The 18,536-nt window shown below is 36.1% G+C and carries 16 protein-coding genes and 2 pseudogenes; 14 read left to right on the forward strand and 4 right to left on the reverse strand.

All coding sequences use genetic code 11. From position 1 onward, the window contains the following. Positions 1-166: 166 nt before the first annotated feature. Both AB1282_RS10410 and AB1282_RS10415 read right to left on the reverse strand, forming a co-directional pair. On the reverse strand, positions 167-367 hold the full coding sequence (locus tag AB1282_RS10410; protein ID WP_056474809.1) for a cold-shock protein: 201 nt from the start codon (positions 365-367) through the stop codon (positions 167-169). A gap of 309 nt (positions 368-676) precedes the next feature. Beyond that, positions 677-889, reverse strand: coding sequence for a hypothetical protein (locus AB1282_RS10415; protein ID WP_056474812.1), 213 nt, complete (start codon positions 887-889; stop codon positions 677-679). Positions 890-1,052: 163 nt separating this feature from the next. Between AB1282_RS10415 and AB1282_RS10420 the strand changes: the two genes are divergently transcribed. The 14 genes and pseudogenes from AB1282_RS10420 to ltrA all read left to right on the forward strand — a co-directional run bounded on the left by AB1282_RS10420 (position 1,053) and on the right by ltrA (position 15,596). Continuing rightward, the gene (locus tag AB1282_RS10420; RefSeq protein WP_429899046.1) at positions 1,053-2,462 is read left to right on the forward strand and encodes a SpoVR family protein; all 1,410 of its coding nucleotides are present in this window, start codon (positions 1,053-1,055) and stop codon (positions 2,460-2,462) included. Between the two features lie 252 nt (positions 2,463-2,714). Further along, positions 2,715-3,710, forward strand: a complete 996-nt coding sequence (locus tag AB1282_RS10425; RefSeq protein WP_429899047.1) for an ABC transporter ATP-binding protein — start codon at positions 2,715-2,717, stop codon at positions 3,708-3,710. Beyond that, entirely contained in the window at positions 3,697-4,692 is a 996-nt protein-coding gene (locus tag AB1282_RS10430; RefSeq protein WP_429899048.1) for an ABC transporter ATP-binding protein, read from the forward strand. Before AB1282_RS10425 ends, AB1282_RS10430 begins: the two co-directional genes overlap by 14 nt. A gap of 35 nt (positions 4,693-4,727) precedes the next feature. Next, positions 4,728-6,311, forward strand: coding sequence for an ABC transporter substrate-binding protein (locus AB1282_RS10435; protein WP_429899049.1), 1,584 nt, complete (start codon positions 4,728-4,730; stop codon positions 6,309-6,311). Between the two features lie 116 nt (positions 6,312-6,427). Further along, positions 6,428-6,724 (forward strand): annotated as a pseudogene (locus tag AB1282_RS10440) (ABC transporter permease); the annotation flags it as partial. Between the two features lie 24 nt (positions 6,725-6,748). Continuing rightward, positions 6,749-7,441: an ABC transporter permease gene (locus tag AB1282_RS10445; RefSeq protein ID WP_429901120.1), complete on the forward strand. Its 693-nt coding sequence runs from the start codon at positions 6,749-6,751 to the stop codon at positions 7,439-7,441. After that, complete coding sequence (locus AB1282_RS10450) at positions 7,441-8,274, forward strand: ABC transporter permease (protein WP_217993281.1); 834 nt, start codon at positions 7,441-7,443, stop codon at positions 8,272-8,274. The genes AB1282_RS10445 and AB1282_RS10450 overlap by 1 nt, the downstream gene beginning before the upstream one ends. Positions 8,275-8,284: 10 nt before the next feature. Then, complete coding sequence (locus tag AB1282_RS10455) at positions 8,285-8,626, forward strand: cupin domain-containing protein (protein WP_056473554.1); 342 nt, start codon at positions 8,285-8,287, stop codon at positions 8,624-8,626. A gap of 100 nt (positions 8,627-8,726) precedes the next feature. After that, a pseudogene (locus AB1282_RS10460) lies at positions 8,727-9,359 on the forward strand (SpoVR family protein); the annotation flags it as partial. A 350-nt stretch (positions 9,360-9,709) separates the two neighbouring features. Next, a complete protein-coding gene (locus AB1282_RS10465; RefSeq protein WP_429899050.1) occupies positions 9,710-10,285 on the forward strand; it encodes a hypothetical protein in 576 nt (191 codons plus the stop codon). A 256-nt stretch (positions 10,286-10,541) separates the two neighbouring features. Then, a complete protein-coding gene (locus AB1282_RS10470) occupies positions 10,542-11,081 on the forward strand; it encodes a hypothetical protein (protein ID WP_429899051.1) in 540 nt (179 codons plus the stop codon). Between the two features lie 292 nt (positions 11,082-11,373). Further along, positions 11,374-12,804, forward strand: coding sequence for a flavin monoamine oxidase family protein (locus AB1282_RS10475; protein ID WP_429901122.1), 1,431 nt, complete (start codon positions 11,374-11,376; stop codon positions 12,802-12,804). A 232-nt stretch (positions 12,805-13,036) separates the two neighbouring features. After that, on the forward strand, positions 13,037-13,612 hold the full coding sequence (locus AB1282_RS10480; protein ID WP_056473553.1) for a hypothetical protein: 576 nt from the start codon (positions 13,037-13,039) through the stop codon (positions 13,610-13,612). Between the two features lie 655 nt (positions 13,613-14,267). After that, the gene (gene ltrA, locus AB1282_RS10485; protein WP_429899052.1) at positions 14,268-15,596 is read left to right on the forward strand and encodes a group II intron reverse transcriptase/maturase; all 1,329 of its coding nucleotides are present in this window, start codon (positions 14,268-14,270) and stop codon (positions 15,594-15,596) included. Positions 15,597-15,957: 361 nt separating this feature from the next. On the opposite strand, the gene AB1282_RS10490 is transcribed toward ltrA, so the two are convergent. Both AB1282_RS10490 and AB1282_RS10495 read right to left on the reverse strand, forming a co-directional pair. Beyond that, positions 15,958-17,367: an amino acid permease gene (locus tag AB1282_RS10490; protein ID WP_056473551.1), complete on the reverse strand. Its 1,410-nt coding sequence runs from the start codon at positions 17,365-17,367 to the stop codon at positions 15,958-15,960. After that, positions 17,368-18,456: an aromatic ring-hydroxylating oxygenase subunit alpha gene (locus AB1282_RS10495; RefSeq protein WP_056473549.1), complete on the reverse strand. Its 1,089-nt coding sequence runs from the start codon at positions 18,454-18,456 to the stop codon at positions 17,368-17,370. It abuts the gene before it with no gap. Positions 18,457-18,536 lie beyond the last annotated feature (80 nt).

The following is an 18,536-nucleotide window of genomic DNA, read 5'->3' on the forward strand; positions in this document are numbered from 1 at the left end:
TATTTGTATATTCATTTTATTTGGGCTATAATACATTAAACCATTTTCTTTACCAAGATCCACGTTAAATTTTACCCTTATTCTATTTATGAATAAGGGGTTTTTATATTATAAGTTATAAAAGAAGTCAGATTCTACTTGATAGAATCCGACTTCTTTGAGTTAACTATGCTTTTTTAACATTAGTTGCTTGTGGTCCGCGTTGCCCTTGTCCTACTTCAAATGTTACTGCTTGACCTTCATCTAATGATTTGAATCCGTCAGTTTGAATTGCTGAGAAGTGAACGAATACATCATCACCATTTTCACGCTCAATAAATCCAAACCCTTTTTCTGCATTAAACCATTTTACTTTACCATGTTCCATTTTTGTTTCCTCCTAGTGCGATTTACACACATTAATATTCCAATATTAACATTTAAAATAAAGATAATCAAATTCACCTAATTAAATATAAATGACTTAACATATTTTACATGACCAATACTAAACTTTCTATTACTTAAGACGCTTTCTTTTAAATAATTAATTGAATACGTCTTCTTTAGTATTTGCCATGTCCTAAGATCGACATTTTAAAAAGGACTTTACTTTTATAAAAAGAAAGAAGACTTTTTTTGAATCATTTGTATCTATTTAATATTCAATTTGTTCAACGACGAAAAAGCATCCAATTTAATTGGATGCATATTTAAGTATTCCGCTTAAAAAGAGTGAATCTTCTAATTGTGTGCACTCTTTTAGTTTGATTAATCCATCTAGTTCTAGTTCCTTAGCCAGTTTTTCAATCATTTTTGTATCATTTTCCAATGAATTTTTAATGTTGATTAAAAAGAAATTTCCTCTTGTTGCAAGTCGAAGGTTCTTTAATAGATTCTCTTTACTCATTTTCCCATCCCCCTTCTAAATTAGATTAATTCGACACAAAAGAGGTTTTGTCCTGTAAATTCAATTATTACAAATTTTTTGTAGGATTATTAATTTAATCTCCATAGTATATAACGTCAAAAAATCTCATACATTGTCAATACACATAGTAGGGGGAATAATAATGAACTCAAATAATTTTCGTGAATTAGAGTATGCAATAGACGAAATTACTGAAATTGCAAAAGGATTTGGACTTGATTATTTTCCGATGAGGTATGAAATATGCCCTTCCGATATTATTTACACGTTTGGTGCGTACGGAATGCCTACTAGATATTCTCATTGGAGCTTTGGAAAAAAATTTTATAAGATGAAGTTACAATATGATCTAGGATTAAGTAAGATTTATGAATTAGTGATTAATTCTAATCCATGTTACGCATTTTTACTTGATACCAACAGCCTCGTACAAAATAAATTGATCGTTGCCCATGTACTCGCTCATAGTGATTTCTTTAAAAATAATGTGCGATTTAGTAATACAAAACGAGATATGGTAGAAAGCATGACTGCAACTGCTGAAAGAATTAATCAATATGAACAAAAATATGGAAAAAAGCTAGTAGAAGAATTTTTGAATGCGGTTATAGCTATTCAAGAACATATTGACCCTTCAATTGTAAGAAATAAATTATCGTGGCAATTAGAAGATGATATGATCCCCCCCGTTCCTCGAGTAGGCCTATATGATGATTTATGGAATTTAGATAATAAAAAAGAAAACATTGCTCCTGTAAAACCTCGAAAAAAGAAATTCCCACCACAACCTGAAAAGGATCTTTTACTATTTATTCAACACTTTAGTCGCGAATTAGAAGAGTGGCAACGAGACATTTTAACAATGTTACGAGAGGAAATGGTTTATTTTTGGCCACAGCTCGAAACAAAAATTATGAATGAGGGATGGGCTAGTCTTTGGCATCAACGTATTATGAGAGAGTTAGATTTAACATCAGGTGAATCAATTGAATTTGCAAAACTGAATGCAAATGTACTACAGCCCTCGAAGACAAGTTTAAACCCTTACTATTTTGGACTGAAAATGTTTGAGGATATTGAAGAAAGATATAACAATCCATCTGAAGAAATGAAACAATATGGGGTGAAAGCTGGTTCTGGAACTGAAAAAATTTTTGAGGTACGAGAATTAGAGTCCGATAGTTCATTCATCCGTAACTACTTAACTAAGGAACTCATAATGCGAGAAGATATATATTTATTCCAGCAACAAGGTAAGGAGTATAAAGTCACTGATAAGGCATGGGAAAATGTAAGAGATCAGCTTGTTGTTAATAGGGTAAATGGCGGATTCCCATATATCGTTGTTCAAGAGGGCGATTACTTAAAAAATGGGGAGCTTTATTTGAAGCATTCCTATGAAAATTTGGAACTTGATGTGAAGTATGTTGAAAAGGTAATGCCTTATATCCATCAGTTATGGGGTAGAGGGGTCCATTTGGAGACTAATATTGAGAATAAGTCTGTGTTGTTTAGTTATGATGGGAAGAATATTCATCGGAAGTATATTTAGGATCACCTTTTTGAAGGTGGTTTTTCAATTTAAAGGAAAGTAGATTTTTTGGAGGAATAGATTAAGAATAAACCACCTGTTCTCACGGGTGGTTTTGTTTATTAAACCTTTCATTCTTTCGAATCGAATTCTCCAAAGTAGATAGACATATTTTGACACGTAGTTTAGAATAATAAGAAAAATAACAATTTTATGAAAAATTAGAAAAAATTACGTGTTATTGTCAATTAAATAGGAAAAGGGGTGAGGCTTATGACATTGCTTAAAGTGGAAGATTTGTCAATTAAATTCAAGTCTCGCCAAGGAGTTGTCCAAGCAGTTGGGGGGATAAGTTTCGACATTGAACAAGGACACTCGCTCGGAATCGTAGGCGAAAGTGGAAGCGGCAAAAGTGTGACATCTCTTGCCATTATGGGTCTTTTGCAAAACGCTGTTGCTGATATCACTGGAAAAATTCAGTTTGAAGACGTCGATTTGTTAACTTCTTCGCCTGAAGACATGAGAAAAATGAGAGGCAAATCTGTGTCGATGATTTTTCAAGAACCGATGACGTCATTGAACCCCCTTCATACTTGTGGAAAGCAAATCATGGAACCAATCTCACTTCATCAAAAAGTTAGCAAAAACGAAGCGAAACAAACCGCCATCGAATTACTCAGAATGGTCGGCATTCCTTCTCCGGAACAACGATTTCATGAATACCCGCACCAACTATCTGGTGGAATGCGCCAGCGCATCATGATTGCTATCGCACTAGCATGTGAACCAAAACTATTAATTGCGGATGAACCAACCACCGCACTAGACGTAACGATTCAAGCGCAAATCCTTGATTTAATGAATCGACTCATGAAAAAACGAGACATGAGTATGATTTTGATTACGCATGATTTGGGCGTTGTGAAAGAAATGTGTGATCAAGTCGTCGTCATGTATACCGGACAAATTGTGGAGAAAAGCCCCACGGCATCTGTTTTTTCAGAGCCACTTCATCCTTATACAAAAGGATTACTGAATGCCATTCCGAAAATATCTAATAAGGTGAGCAGGCTCGAAGCTATTGAAGGGTCTGTACCAGATGCGCTGAACATGCCAAGTGGATGTAGTTTTCATCCTCGTTGCGTATTTGCAACGGAACGATGCAAAAACGAAGCACCTCCATTATTTTTACATGGTGATGGTCGCGAAGTTCGCTGTTTCCTTTATGATGTGGCAGTAAAAGGCGGTGATCAACATGTCGCAAATTGAAACTAGTCGACTCGATTCGGTTTCAAATCCGTCATCGTCTGACACGATTTTAGACGTTTCACACTTAACAAAAACGTTTCAAATCAAACAACCGAATGGCAAAAAAGGTGTCTTAACAGCCGTTGATGATGTCTCATTTTCAATCAAACGAGGAGAAACCTTTAGTCTTGTTGGGGAAAGTGGCTGCGGCAAAAGTACGTTAGGCAAAACCCTACTTGGTCTTTATCCAGCCGACCCTGGTTCCACCATTTTGTTTAATGGCGAGAATATCACGAAGCTGTCTAAAAAAGAATTCGCGAAAAAAGCGCAGTTGATCTTTCAAGACCCTTCTGCATGCTTGAATCCACGTCGAACACTTAAACAAATTTTATTGGAACCGTTCAAGATTCACAAAATAGCAAACGGTGAAAGTAAAATCACTGAACTTATGGAGATGGTTGGTCTACCAAGTCGATTTTTAGGACGTTATCCTCATGAACTATCTGGTGGTCAAAAACAACGGGTTGGTATTGCGCGGGCCTTAGCGCTCGAACCAGAACTCTTAATCTGTGACGAACCAGTCTCAGCGCTTGATGTGTCGATTCAAGCGCAAGTCATTAACTTACTAGAAGACTTACAGGAACAATTGAATCTGACCTATCTTTTTATCTCGCATGATTTAAGCGTCGTTCACCATTTAAGTGACCGAGTTGCCGTCATGTATTTAGGAAAAATAGTTGAACTCGCTTCACGCGATGAGCTGTATGATAACACAAAGCATCCGTATACAAAGGCACTCCTCTCTTCGATTCCTGATCCAAACGGGGAATCCAAAGAGAAGATCATTCTCACAGGAGATGTGCCTAGCCCCTCAAATCCACCAGCCGGTTGTCGTTTCCATACGAGATGTCCTGCTGTGATGGAACAATGTAAAACAGTCGCACCACCATTCATCCAAACAGGTAGTAACCACTTTACAGCGTGTCATTTGACGACAAAGTGATGCTATAAATTTTAGAAAAAAAGGGGTTTTACGAGATGAAAAAAATCAGTTTACTCGCCTTAGTCATGCTGATGGCGTTCTCACTATTCGCATGTGGGAAGAAAGATCCAAGCAACTCATCATCTTATGCAGATACCATTGTTGTAGGTGTTGCATCTGACTGGAAAACAATGGACCCAGCTCGCGCCTATGAAGTATATGCAAACTTCTATTTCTATGCAACTTATGAGAACTTATACATGTTAGAAGGTTCAGACATGACACCAAAACCAGCTCTTGCAAAATCGTATACAGTCGATGAGTCAGGACTTGTGTATACATTTACTTTGAACGAAGGACGTAAATTTGCAAGTGGGAATCCAATCACAGCAAATGATGTTGTGTTTAGTTTCAACCGCACAAGAAACATCAAAGATAATGCGTCAGCTTTAGCGGCTGGTGTAGCGAAAGTCGAAGCAAAAGATGACCACACAGTTGTTGTGACGTTGACAGAAAAAGATGCGTCTTTCTTGTCAAAAATAACAGGAAACGCTTTTGCGGTTGTGGATAGTAAAGTCGTCAAAGAAAAAGGCGGAACCGATGCTGCAGATGCAAGCACGACTGATAAAGCGACAGCCTACCTAGATGGTGCGTCTGCTGGTAGTGGTCCATATGTATTGAAAAAATGGACAAGAAATACGGAAATGGTGCTTGAAAAAAATCCAAATTACAAAGGCACTGTAAATGCAAGCAAGATTATTATTAAAGAAATGCCAGATCCAAATACACAAATTCAAGCACTTGAAAATGGGGAGATTGACGTAGCACTTAGCGTTGGTCCTGATCAAGTCAAAACCATTAAATCAAGTGGAAATGCAAAAGTTGTTTCTTCTCCAACATCAACGATTTCATTTTTAATGATGAACGACAAAGCAAGTATTGGGAAAGAACTCTCAAATCCAAAAGTTCAACAAGCTGTTCGTTATGCACTTGACTACAAAGGGTTCCAACAATTAGCTGGAAATGGTGCTCTCCTTCCTGAATCATTTGTTCAAAAAGGATTTGTCGGCGCTAAATCAAGACCAGAGAATTATCAAAACATCGATAAAGCGAAGGAATTGATGAAAGAAGTTGGTTATGAAAAAGGATTTACTATTCCCTTAACAGCTGCTAACTTCGAATCAGAAGGTCTTTCATGGACAACAATCGCTGAAAAAGTAAAAGAAGATTTAGCGAAAATCAATATCAATGTTGACATCAAAACAGGTGAAATTGGTGCAGTCATCGAAGATTACCGTAATGGTAAATCACCATTCCTTGTGATGCATTGGTCACCTGACTACTACGATTTAAGCAACCAATTAGCGTTTATTCCTGGTGATATTGTTGGAAAACGCGCGAACTGGGAAGCGTCAACAAATCCAGAATTGGTTAACTTAGCAAATCAAGCGAAGGTGGAAATCAATCAAACAAAACGTGCAGAGATTTCAGGTCAGATGCAAGATATCATCGCTGAAAATAGCCCGTACGCGTTCTTAGTTCAACACCCAAAAACATTTGCGGTTAGCAAAAAATTACAAGGTGTTGCGTATAACGATTTTTGTAAATTGCATTTAAATGAATTAAAGCTGTCTAAATAATCACTGACAGGATAAAAAGCTAGTCGTAGGGTGAACTCCTCTATGACTAGCTTTTCGATTACCATCTTTTACATAGTTGCATCCATCGTATCTGTTTTTGAAAGGAGTTGTGCCAATTGCTTCGATTTATCGGTAGACGTTTATTATTTCTTCTTTTCTTATTAGTTGGCGTGGCGCTGTTTGTCTTCATCCTTTCGCATTTAGTACCAAGCGATCCAGTTGCTGCGAATTTAAGCCAAAGCGCCATGAACAATCCCGAAATCGTCGCTGCTTTTAAAGCAAAGTGGGGACTTGATCAATCATTATTCCGTCAATTAATTCTCTATTTCCAGCACCTATTTGCAGGTGATTTGGGTACGTCCATACGGACCGGTAAACCGGTACTGGAGGATTTAATGCAGTTTTTCCCGGCTACTCTTGAACTATCGGTCGTGGCCATGGTGATTGCCTTAGTTTTCGGCGTACTTTTTGGCGTTATTTCTGCCATCTTTCGGAACAAAGCAATTGACCATATCATCCGAACGGTTTCCATTAGTGGCGTGTCAATCCCAAGTTTTTGGTTTGCGCTTCTTCTGCTCTATGTGTTTACGTCTGTTTTAGGGATCACACCAGGACCAGGACGTATCGATGCACGTACGGCAACACCAGATGGTGGAACGGGTCTATTTCTACTCGATTCACTCTTAAGAGGTGATTTCCAATTATTTGGTGAAGTGGCGATGCACTTGATTCTCCCTGGTGCCGTCCTTGGTCTGTTTACGATGGGATTAATCGCTCGTCAAACAAGGTCAAACTTACTTGAAGTGATGTCAATGGATTATATTCGAACGGCACGCTCAAAAGGGTTAAAAGAATCAGCGATTATTTTTAAACACGCCCTTTCAAATTCCATGATTCCGGTCATTACAGTCGCTGGAATGGGATTTTGTAATCTACTTGGTGGAATGGTGCTTGTTGAAAATATTTTTGCGTGGCCAGGGATTGGTCAATATGCTTATTTGTCTGCTGTTTCACTCGACTTCCCGGCAATTTGTGGTGTTTCGTTATTAATTGCATTGATTTATGTTGTCATTAATCTAGTCATTGATATCTTATACGGTGTCATTGATCCGAGAGTGAGGCACCGATAATGCGAACAATTGTATCATTTCTTCGTCAAAAAGGATTTCTTTTTAAACTTGGTTTAGTCATTTGTCTTGTTTGGTTTCTTGTTGCCTTGTTTGCACCTTTCATCGCAACACATAGTGTCACGACGCAGAATTTAAGCATCCGGTACGAGTCTCCTAGCGCTTCACACTTTTTTGGAACGGATGAGCTTGGTCGAGATGTTTTCTCGCGTGTCATCGTTGGTTCTCGTATTTCGTTAACGGCTGGGGTCATTACAGTGGTTTGTGCGTTCGCTTTCGGTATTTTATACGGGGGAATCGCAGGTTATAAAGGCGGGTATGTGGATGAAGTGATGATGCGCTTCTCCGAACTCATCATGGCGTTCCCTCCCCTTATTTTGGCGATGGTGATCGCAGCAGCACTTGGACCAAGTATCTTAAACTCTGTGCTTGCGATGGCCATCATTTGGTGGCCGAATTATGCAAGGCTCATGCGTTCTATGGTGATTTCATTAAAAGAAAGCGAGTATGTGACGGCTTCTCGCGTCATGGGTGCCTCTCACATTCGTGTCCTCTTTTTGGAAATTTTACCGAATTGTTTCGGACCACTGCTTGTGATGGCAACACTGGACCTTGGTAACGCCATTTTGATGTTCTCAGGGCTCAGTTTTCTTGGTCTTGGGACTCAACCTCCGACACCTGAGTGGGGTTCGATGGTATCTGGAGGAGCGAAAGTGATTCAAAATTGGTGGGTGTCGACTTTCCCAGGCTTAGCCATTTTTTCTGTATCGGTTGGTGCGAACTTCGTAGGCGATGGTCTACGCGATTTTCTAGATCCAAAACTAAAAAAAGAATAGGGGTAATCAAATGGAAAAAATCAATTCGAATCAAGTTGAACCAATCGGCATGCCAATCTATGAAATGAAAAAACTCTTCACGCGACAAGGTGATTTTAAAGAAGTGAGCATGAGTGTGATTGCTCTAACCCCTGGTGAACGTGTACCAGCTGTTGGTATGAGTTGCCACGAAGAAGACGAGTATTCTTATATTTTTAGTGGAGAAATTGATACCTATTCCAACGGTGTTCATAGTGTGGAAAAAGCGGGAGATGCAACCTTTATCCCTGCCGGTGAAGAGCATTGGTGCATTAATCGTACGAACGAACCGTGTCTCCTCGTTTGTTTTATGGTGAAAAAAGCAGAAGCTTAATCAGTTCCTCTTCATTTCTAGACTACTTTTGCACTAAATGATCATTATGTTGAATAAGGAATAAAAGAATCTTAATCAAAAAGAAGATCTTTGAGAGAAACAAGGCTGGGCAAGTTACTGGCACATAAGAATTATGCGCGAATTAAATCTTGATTCTAATGAAGCAATTGAATACGCAAAACTAAACGCAGGAGTAGTTCAACCGTCTAAAACAAGTATTAACCCATATTACTTAGGACTAAGAATGTTTGAAGATATTGAAGAACGATATAATAACCCAAGCAAAGAAATGAGAGAGTTAGGTGTTAAACCTGGCAGCGGTCGAGAAAAAATGTTTGAAGTACGAGAATTAGAGTCTGATAGTTCATTTATACGAAACTACTTAACGAAAGATCTTGTTATGAGTGAAGATATGTATCTCTTCCAACGACAAGGTAAGGAATATAAAGTCACTGATAAGGCATGGGAAAATGTACGAGATCAACTCGTAGTTAGTCGAGTAAATGGAGGATTCCCTTATATCGTTGTTCAAGAGGGCGATTACTTAAAAAATGGAGAGCTTTATTTGAAGCATTCCTATGAACATATGGAACTTGATGTGAAGTATGTGGAGAAGGTAATGCCTTATATTCATCAGTTGTGGGGTAGAGGGGTTCATTTGGAGACGAATATTGAGAATAAGTCAGTGTTGTTTAGTTATGATGGGAAGAATATTCATCGGAAGTATATTTGAGACCACCTTTGAAAGGTGGTTTTTTGTATGAATTGCTTTCTATTATTAGCCAGTATTCATCTTGAATTCTAAAATAAAATGGTCGAATTAATATAGCCATTCCAATTTCACATCCTCTTTGTTCATAAAATTTCAAAGTACTAATTTAAAATGGTTTTCGATAAAGAATTTATAATATTTCCCTTTCCAAATTTTATAATTCTGACTAGAATTTTGTTAATGCTTATTCAACATAATGGCAGTTTAGTTGAATAAGAATTTTCAAAAAACAACGATAAAAATTCCAATATATGGTAAAATTTATTAGTGCAGTAATTAAGTTTTAATTAAAAGGAGAAGGAGAATAAATTATGATTAGGAAATTATCTATTATACTTATGGCTACAATGATGCTTACAGCCTGTTCCGATTCTAGCAATACAACAAAACAACAAAATGAGCAATCAACTGAAGCGTCATCTTCTGTAACATCTAAGAAAGCAATAAATAAAGTTCTTGAGCACCTATTTACTGGTCCAGATAAGAAGCTTATAGATTTAATGTGGAATCCTAAATATAAGACTGTTGTAAATAATAAAGAAGAAAACCCAACGTTCGATAAATATGTAGCAGAGGTATACGGACCATACATTGCAGATTCTTATCTCAATCCCTTCGTTTCAACAATTCTTAGTCAATATTCGAATTTTGCTTACGATGATGGCTATAAGTTAAGTCTTAAGAAGATTTCAATTAAGCAAATTGATAATGATTCAACTCGTTATACCTTCATAGCAGAGGTCGGCTATCAGAAAAATGAAGATGAAGAAAAATCTGCAAATGTAGAAGGCAAAGTCTACTTCTATTCAAAAGATAAAGGAAAAATCTCGGTAATCAAACTCATTAACGACAATGGCTTATTGGATAACTTAAGAACGAAAAATTGAATATTTTATACAATACAAGTTTGCATACTCTGAATCAAGAGGTTTAAAAAGAATATAAGTTACCTCACAAGTTTAACACCTTCACTATCTCAATAAAAAAGAGCTACCATTAGTAACTCATGTTGTTCAACTAACTCATGCGATACTTCAATAGAAGATCGCATTTTCTTATTCAACAAAATGGCAGTTTAGTTGCATAATTATTTGGAATTTTATGGTAAAATTTATGTGTTAAGGGTAAATGTTAGGAGATTCTATGAAGAAAATAATGATTTTCGTTTTTATTTTTTTAATTGCATTTGGCTTGATTGTTAATTCGTACAGATTCTTTGAAGACGGTCCATTCTATACAAAATTTGTAAAATCCACAGACCTTTCAAATGAAATCTTCGATAAAGTAGAGCTACACGATAATATTAATACTTCAGCTTACACAAAACGCTTTGGCAAACCGTTGGAAAAAGATGATAATGATGCCTACGATTACTACTTTTGGAAAAATGGATTAACAACTGCTTCCATCATCAATGGGGAAAACAAAGGAGAAATCGTCAGACTAGCCATCGGTAATATCAATGACAGTGAAAAACAGTCTGACCTTAAAACCAGTAAGGGAATCGAATTAGGCGATTCAAAAGAAAAGATCATTTCGTTATATGGACCAAATTATTTTAAATATGTCGAGCAAGGGTGCGATACCATCGGATATGTTGATAAAAAGAACAAGAAGATACTTGAATTTTGGTTTGCGGATAAAGTCGTTGAAATTCGTTTAGATGATCTGAATATGGATTAAGTTAAAAAACCATTAAAAAGACTGTTTGGTGAATACAGTCTTTTTTAGTACGCAAAATTCAACATTTTAGTTTAACAGAGTCAACTTATTAAAAATATTCTTATGTAACTAACGCATTGCGATAGTTGAAGATTACGAGTCACAAATGTTGCTCTTTTTTTATTAAAATCAATGTCAGACAAGACAAATGATTATTTAGATAACATTCTACTTCATCTTAAATGTGAATATTGTTTAAAGACATAATTTTTGAATTATGAGGTGGTATTCTTTGGTTCAAGAAGTCCTCTCAATGGAACAAATGGTTCATATTATTCAAAATGGCTTAACCAAGAAAAATTCACCAAAACGAGTAACAGTAATTGGTGGTGGGCTATCTGGTTTAGTTAGTGCCTCACTTTTAAAGGAAGCAGGACATGAAGTTACTATTCTAGAGGCAAATAGAAGAATCGGTGGAAGGATCTATACAAAAAGAGAACCATTTCTTAATTACCAATATACCGAACTTGGTGCCATGCGTATTCCTTCAACCCATCTTTTAACATTTGCATTAATAAATAAATTTAATCTAAAAGTAAATGAATTTATTAATAGTACTCCTAATGATTTAATATACGTTAATAATGTATTAACAAATCAAAAAACTTACGATTCAAATCCAGATATTTTAAATTATTCCGTTGCCGATAATGAAAAGGGAAAGACTGCAGAAGAGTTACTCCGATCTGCAATTGGTCCTGTCATTGACTTTATTAATCAAGATCCAGTAAATAATTGGGATATTATTATTAAAAAGTTTGATCAATACTCGATGGAAAATTTTTTAAAATATAATCCTGTTGGGAATTCTTTATCAACGGGGGCAATAGATATGATAAAGACAATGATTGGTATAGAGGGTTTTCCAGAATTAGCATTTACAGCAATATTACGAGAAGTAATTGTACTTCTAACCCCAAATCTTAAACTATATGAAATAACCGGTGGAACGGATTTCCTTGTAAGGGCATTTTTACCCCAATTGGAGGAGAATATTTTTCTGAACGAAAGGGTAACTAAAATAACACAAGAAGATAAGGTAATAATCTATACAGAAAATGAAGTACTTAACAGGCAGAGTCAACATGAGTGTGATTATGTTATTTCAACAATCCCTTATTCTTTATTTAACTTTGTAGATATTCATCCATACGAGTCGTTTTCCATTAATAAATGGAAAGTTATTAGAGAGTTACATTACGCAGATTCAACTAAAATAGCGATCCAGTTTAAAACAAAATTTTGGGAAAAGTTTGGTTTATTTGGTGGTAAATTAACAACTGATTTACCAATTAAGTTTTCATATTTTCCTAGTCACGATTTTGGTGATAATACAGGGGTGATTTTAGCTAGTTATACTTGGGAGGACGATGCTACGATTTGGGAAAGTATGAAAAATAATACGCGTATTGATAAGGCTTTAGCTAATCTTTCAATCATTTTTGGTGATGTAGTTTATAAAGAATTTTTAGTAGGATATTCGCAAAGTTGGATGCAGTTTCCATTTTCAGGTGGAGCATTTGTTATGTATAAACCAAATCAAAAAAGAGATCTTGGCCCTTTTGTTAACAATCCCGAAGGAAGAGTTCATTTTGGAGGTTCTCATGCATCTTCTACTCCTGGATGGATGCAAGGGGCAATTGAATCAGGAGTTCGTACTGCTTATGAAGTTAATAGTTTATAAATATAAAATTCAAAATTTAATAAGCATACTCAGGATCAAAAAGAAAAGGATGATTGCTAATGTAACTAACGCACGCGATTCTTCAATAACGAAGGATCGTTTTTCTTATGCAGCTAAATGGCAGTTTAGTTGAATAAGAATTTTCAAAAAACAACGATAAAAATTCCAATATATGGTAAAATTTATTAGTGCAGTAATTAAGTTTTAATTAAAAGGAGAAGGAGAATAAATTATGATTAGGAAATTATCTATTATACTTATGGCTACAATGATGCTTACAGCCTGTTCCGATTCTAGCAATACAACAAAACAACAAAATGAGCAATCAACTGAAGCGTCATCTTCTGTAACATCTAAGAAAGCAATAAATAAAGTTCTTGAGCACCTATTTACTGGTCCAGATAAGAAGCTTATAGATTTAATGTGGAATCCTAAATATAAGACTGTTGTAAATAATAAAGAAGAAAACCCAACGTTCGATAAATATGTAGCAGAGGTATACGGACCATACATTGCAGATTCTTATCTCGATCCCTTCGTTTCAACAATTCTTAGTCAATATTCGAATTTTGCTTACGATGATGGCTATAAGTTAAGTCTTAAGAAGATTTCAATTAAGCAAATTGATAATGATTCAACTCGTTATACCTTCATAGCAGAGGTCGGCTATCAGAAAAATGAAGATGAAGAAAAATCTGCAAATGTAGAAGGCAAAGTCTACTTCTATTCAAAAGATAAAGGAAAAATCTCGGTAATCAAACTCATTAACGACAATGGCTTATTGGATAACTTAAGAACGAAAAATTGAATATTTTATACAATACAAGTTTGCATACTCTGAATCAAGAGGTTTAAAAAGAATATAAGTTACCTCACAAGTTTAACACCTTCACTATCTCAATAAAAAAGAGCTACCATTAGTAACTCATGTTGTTCAACTAACGCATGCGCGTGCGGCCGAGCATAGGTCGTATCATATAACGGGTGGGATTCCCGTCGAGTAAGAACTAGCCATTCGCTCGTAGCGAGTCTTGGAGGATTAAAGGTAACTTTAATCTTTAAGCGTAGACAGTTAGGTGGCGGGCCGAAAGCCAAATGGTTGAAGGGATTGAGCTCCATAATGTTAGTAAATCGAGAGGGCTGATGCTTTACGCATAGCAGAAAGCTACACTTTACCTTTCGGTAAGGCAAGAATGGTAAAGCCTCTCTGGAGTCAGAGACCTTGGCACGTCATACATTGATATGATACGGCAACTCGGGAGACCCAACCGGTCTTTTCTTTTTTTTTTTAGAAGAGTATGGTGTACAAGCGATAAAAAGTAAGGAAGCCAAATGCCGATGTTGGGAGTCGGATAGTAGCGTAGTACCTATGAAGTTGGGTAATGCCGATGGAGGAAAGGCTACTACCAGTTTATCACCCTTAATAGGGACACATTTACTACACACAGAGGTAGGTATAACAAATGGAAACAAAACTACTAAGGATAGCAGAATTAGCAAAATCTGATCCTAAAATGCAATTTACATCTCTTGCATATTTACTAGATAAGCAGTCACTAGTTCAATGTCACATTGAATTACCAAATAAGAAAGCAACTGGGATAAATGGCACAACTAAAGAACAATACAGTGCAAATCTCGAGGAAAACATAGAAGATTTAGTAATGAGACTTAAAGGCAAAAGCTATCGTCCTGTTCCAGTTAGGAGACTGTATATTCCGAAGCTCAATTCGAAAAAGAAAAGACCATTAGGTATACCGGAACATGAAGATAAGATTGTTCAAAAAGGTGTTACGAAAATATTAAACTCCATCTATGAAATTGACTTTTTGGACTGTTCGTTCGGATTTCGCCCAAATCGTAGTTGCCACGATGCTTTGAAAATACTGAACTTCTATATAGAAAAGAGGTCAGTAAACTATGTTGTAGATGTAGACATAAAAGGATTCTTTGACAATGTTGACCACAAATGGATGATAGAATTTTTAAAACTTCGAATCACTGACCCGAGCTTACTGAGAATAATCGGTAGGTTTCTTAAAGGTGGATATATGGAAGAAGGAAAGAAATACAAAACAGATAATGGTACACCGCAAGGTGGAGTAATATCTCCTGTATTAGCTAATGTCTATCTTCATTATGTACTTGATTTATGGTTCGAGAAAAGTGTCAAGAAACAGTGCGAGGGACAAGCATACCTGGTAAGGTATGCAGATGATTTTGTGTGCTGTTTTCAATTTAAGAATGAGGCTCAGGAATTCTTTCAATCTCTAAAATTAAGACTCAAGAAGTTCAATCTGGAAATAGCCGAAGATAAAACCAAAATTATCCCTTTCGGACGACTTGCGGAGAAACTTGAAAAGCACCAAGGAAATGGAAAACCAGAAACCTTCGATTTTCTAGGTTTTACGCACTATTGTGGAAAAAGTAAACAAGGAAAATTTCGAGTGAAACGCAAATCAAGTAGGAAGAAAGTACAAAGCAAATTAAAAGAGTCTAAAGAATGGTTGAAGAAGAATAGAAATAATAATATTCATATAATTATGGACAGATTCAAACGCTCTCTTATTGGCTACTTCAACTACTATTGCATCACTGATAATATCCCAAATGTTAACATTTTCAAAGTTAAAATCGAGAACCTAATATTTAAGTGGCTCAATAGAAGAAGTCAAAGAAAATCCTTTAAATGGGAGAAATACAGACTCTTCCTTAGCAAATTTCCACTACCCACACCAAGGGCTAAGGTGAATATTTATGATTTAAGAAAAGAAATTAGCTATATTCTGTAAATGATTACTGGAGGAGCCGTGTGCATTAATAGTGCAAGCACGGTTCTGAGAGGGTTTGGAGTGCAATTTACCGTAAGGTAAAGAGACTCCATTCTACTCGACTAGTTCAATAAAAATAAGCCATATAAAAGGCTTGTAAAAGTAATAGTTTAGCCAACTAATATGGAGTAGAATGCATAGAAAACTAATAATATAAGTTAAAAAAAACAAAATGGGTAAGGAGATGAACTCCTTACCCATTTTGTCAACAGCCCCATAGAAGTGACCTTTTTCAAGTGTCTACTTCATAGGGTGCATTTTATTTCTTTCGTATGCCTTTTGATTGGATTTAAGAATACCTAGTCTAGTGTAATCAGACTAATTACAGATGTTCTTCTATCTTAGTTGCTTGTATTGGTATGACATTATTAACCCATTTAAATCGTACTAGATAATATACATAACAGGAAACTACAAATCCAGTTGCCCAATAGAACGATGCGCGTTGGGAAGAATCTAATACAAGTGATAGTATGATCCCTACGCACATAATGAACGAAGCGATTGGAACAAATGGATACCATTTCACTCGAAATGCCAAATCTTCTAATTTACCTCCATTTTTTATGTACGCACGTCTAAAGTTTATGTGTGAAAGAGCAATGACAGCCCAGGCGATAGTCGTTCCGATTCCTGATATTGCTAACAAAACAACAAATAAGGTGTTAGCTGCTATTACGCTAGTTAACAATGATAATAGGGCAAAGGCCAAACTAACTAATAGTGCGTTCATAGGAATTTGTCGTTTGCTTAATTTTCCGAATGCTTTTGGAACCTGACCACTTTCACTCATTGCGAAAAACATACGTGAGCAAAGGTATAAACCCGAATTCCCTACTGACAAAACAGCTGTTAAAATAACAAAATTCATGATGTCTGCTGCATATGGGATGCCTACTTTGTCAAACATCATTACAAATGGGCTTTCTACAAGTCCTGCTTTTCTCCATGGGACCAAAGCACTGACGATGATAATGCTTGTCACATAAAATAGAAGGACACGGAAAATAATATTTTTTGTTGCTTTTGGAATGTCGCGTTCTGGATTTTCGGATTCACCAGCTGTAACCCCTAACAGTTCTGTTCCTTGGAATCCATAAAGTACAGAAATCATAGTTATTAAAATTGGAGTGAATCCTTTTGGGAACCAACCTCCGTCATTGTATAAGTTGGAGAAGAATGGGGCTGATTGACCGCCTTTCAAAGAGATAATGCCTAAAACGGCACATCCTCCAATGATAATAAATAAAATAATCGCCACAATTTTAATTCCAGCAAAATAATATTCTGTTTCAGCAAAACCTTTTGTGGTTAACGCGTTTATTCCGAACAGTAAAACGATGAAAAATAAGCACCAAATCCAAGTCGGCATATCAGGAAACCATCGCTTCATTAACAAACCTGCCGCTGTAAACTCAAGTCCGACTGTAGTCGCCCAACTCATCCAATAAGCAATTCCTACCATGAAACCTGTCGATGGACCAATGTATTTCGTTGCATATGCTTGGAATGAGCCTGTCACTGGCATGGCAACTGCAAGTTCCCCGAGGCAAAGCATTACGAGATACGTCATAATCCCACCAATCAGATATGCTACAATCGCTCCTCCAGCGCCTGCACTATTAATAGTTAAACCTGACCCTAAAAATAACCCAGTTCCAATTACTCCTCCCATCGAGATCATCGATAGATGGCGCGTTTTTAATACTCGTTTTAACTGTTGCTTCTCCATTTACTTCACCCCTAATGTTAATGGAACATAAGCTTGCTCACTTTCAAGTGCATGTTGTACTAACAAATGGAAATGATGAACACAATTTTCCGTTAAAGAAAAACGTCCTTGTGTATAGCCTTTTGATTGAAGTCCTTTTTGAACGGTTTCACATATTACAAAATCTTCTTCCCGAACTTGATCTAAAAATGCATAGAATTTTTTTTGTGCATCTAAGTCGTTTAAATCTAAGAAATATGTCGTATAAATTAATTTAGTAGTTTCGTGATCAATTGGAATTGATTGATTAATAGAAACGTTAGGAAGTCCTGGATTCACGCTAATCCACATATTCGGATATAAGAAGTAATATTTTGCACTTTGACCTAATTTATCTGGTTCATTAGTGCCAGAGCGTAAAGGAACACCTTGATAGGAGTAGTTATCAAATGTACTAATTTCATAATTGTCCATATCCAGAGTGTTCACAAAACCTTTATGAATAGTTGGACAGTGATCACATTCCAAATAATTGTCTACAGTTACTTTCCAATTACACTTCACAATATCTTCTTGTACACGAGCAATTTTTAATTCCTCAAGAGGATAATCTTTTAACCCGTCAAACAAATTACCAAATACTTCAGACATCGAGGAAGCGTTTTCATCTAAGTTAATATATATAAAACTTGCCACGATTTCAAGTTTTGGCTGTTTTAAACAAAAATCCTCTGCATCAAATTGGAGTCCCTTCATGTTTTGTGCTCGATTTAAGTGACCATCTAGTGTAAATGTCCAAGCGTGATAAGGGCATTGGAGCATCTTCTTATTACCGCATTCTCTTTCTTCTAGTTTAGAAGCACGATGAGTGCATACGTTATAAAATGCTCGAATGACTCCATCGTTTCCTTTGGCAATTAAAATTGAATGTCCAGCAATATCTTTCGTAAAAAAGTCACCATTAAGTTTTACCTGGCTTACGTGTCCGGCAAATAACCATGATTTTTCAAAAATTTTCTCTTGTTCGATTTTCAATGCCGCCTCATCTGTGTATAGACGTGATGGTAACGTGTATGATTGTCTTAACTCCGGGTGAACTTTATGTTCCATATCTCATAACCTCACTTTTTGTAAACTAATTAAAATTAAGAAAATAAATAAAAAAGCTAGTTGGAATCCTAATGATCAAT

It is taken from the genome of Gottfriedia sp. S16(2024), from assembly GCF_050473765.1.
Classification (GTDB): Bacteria; Bacillota; Bacilli; order Bacillales; family Bacillaceae_G; genus Gottfriedia.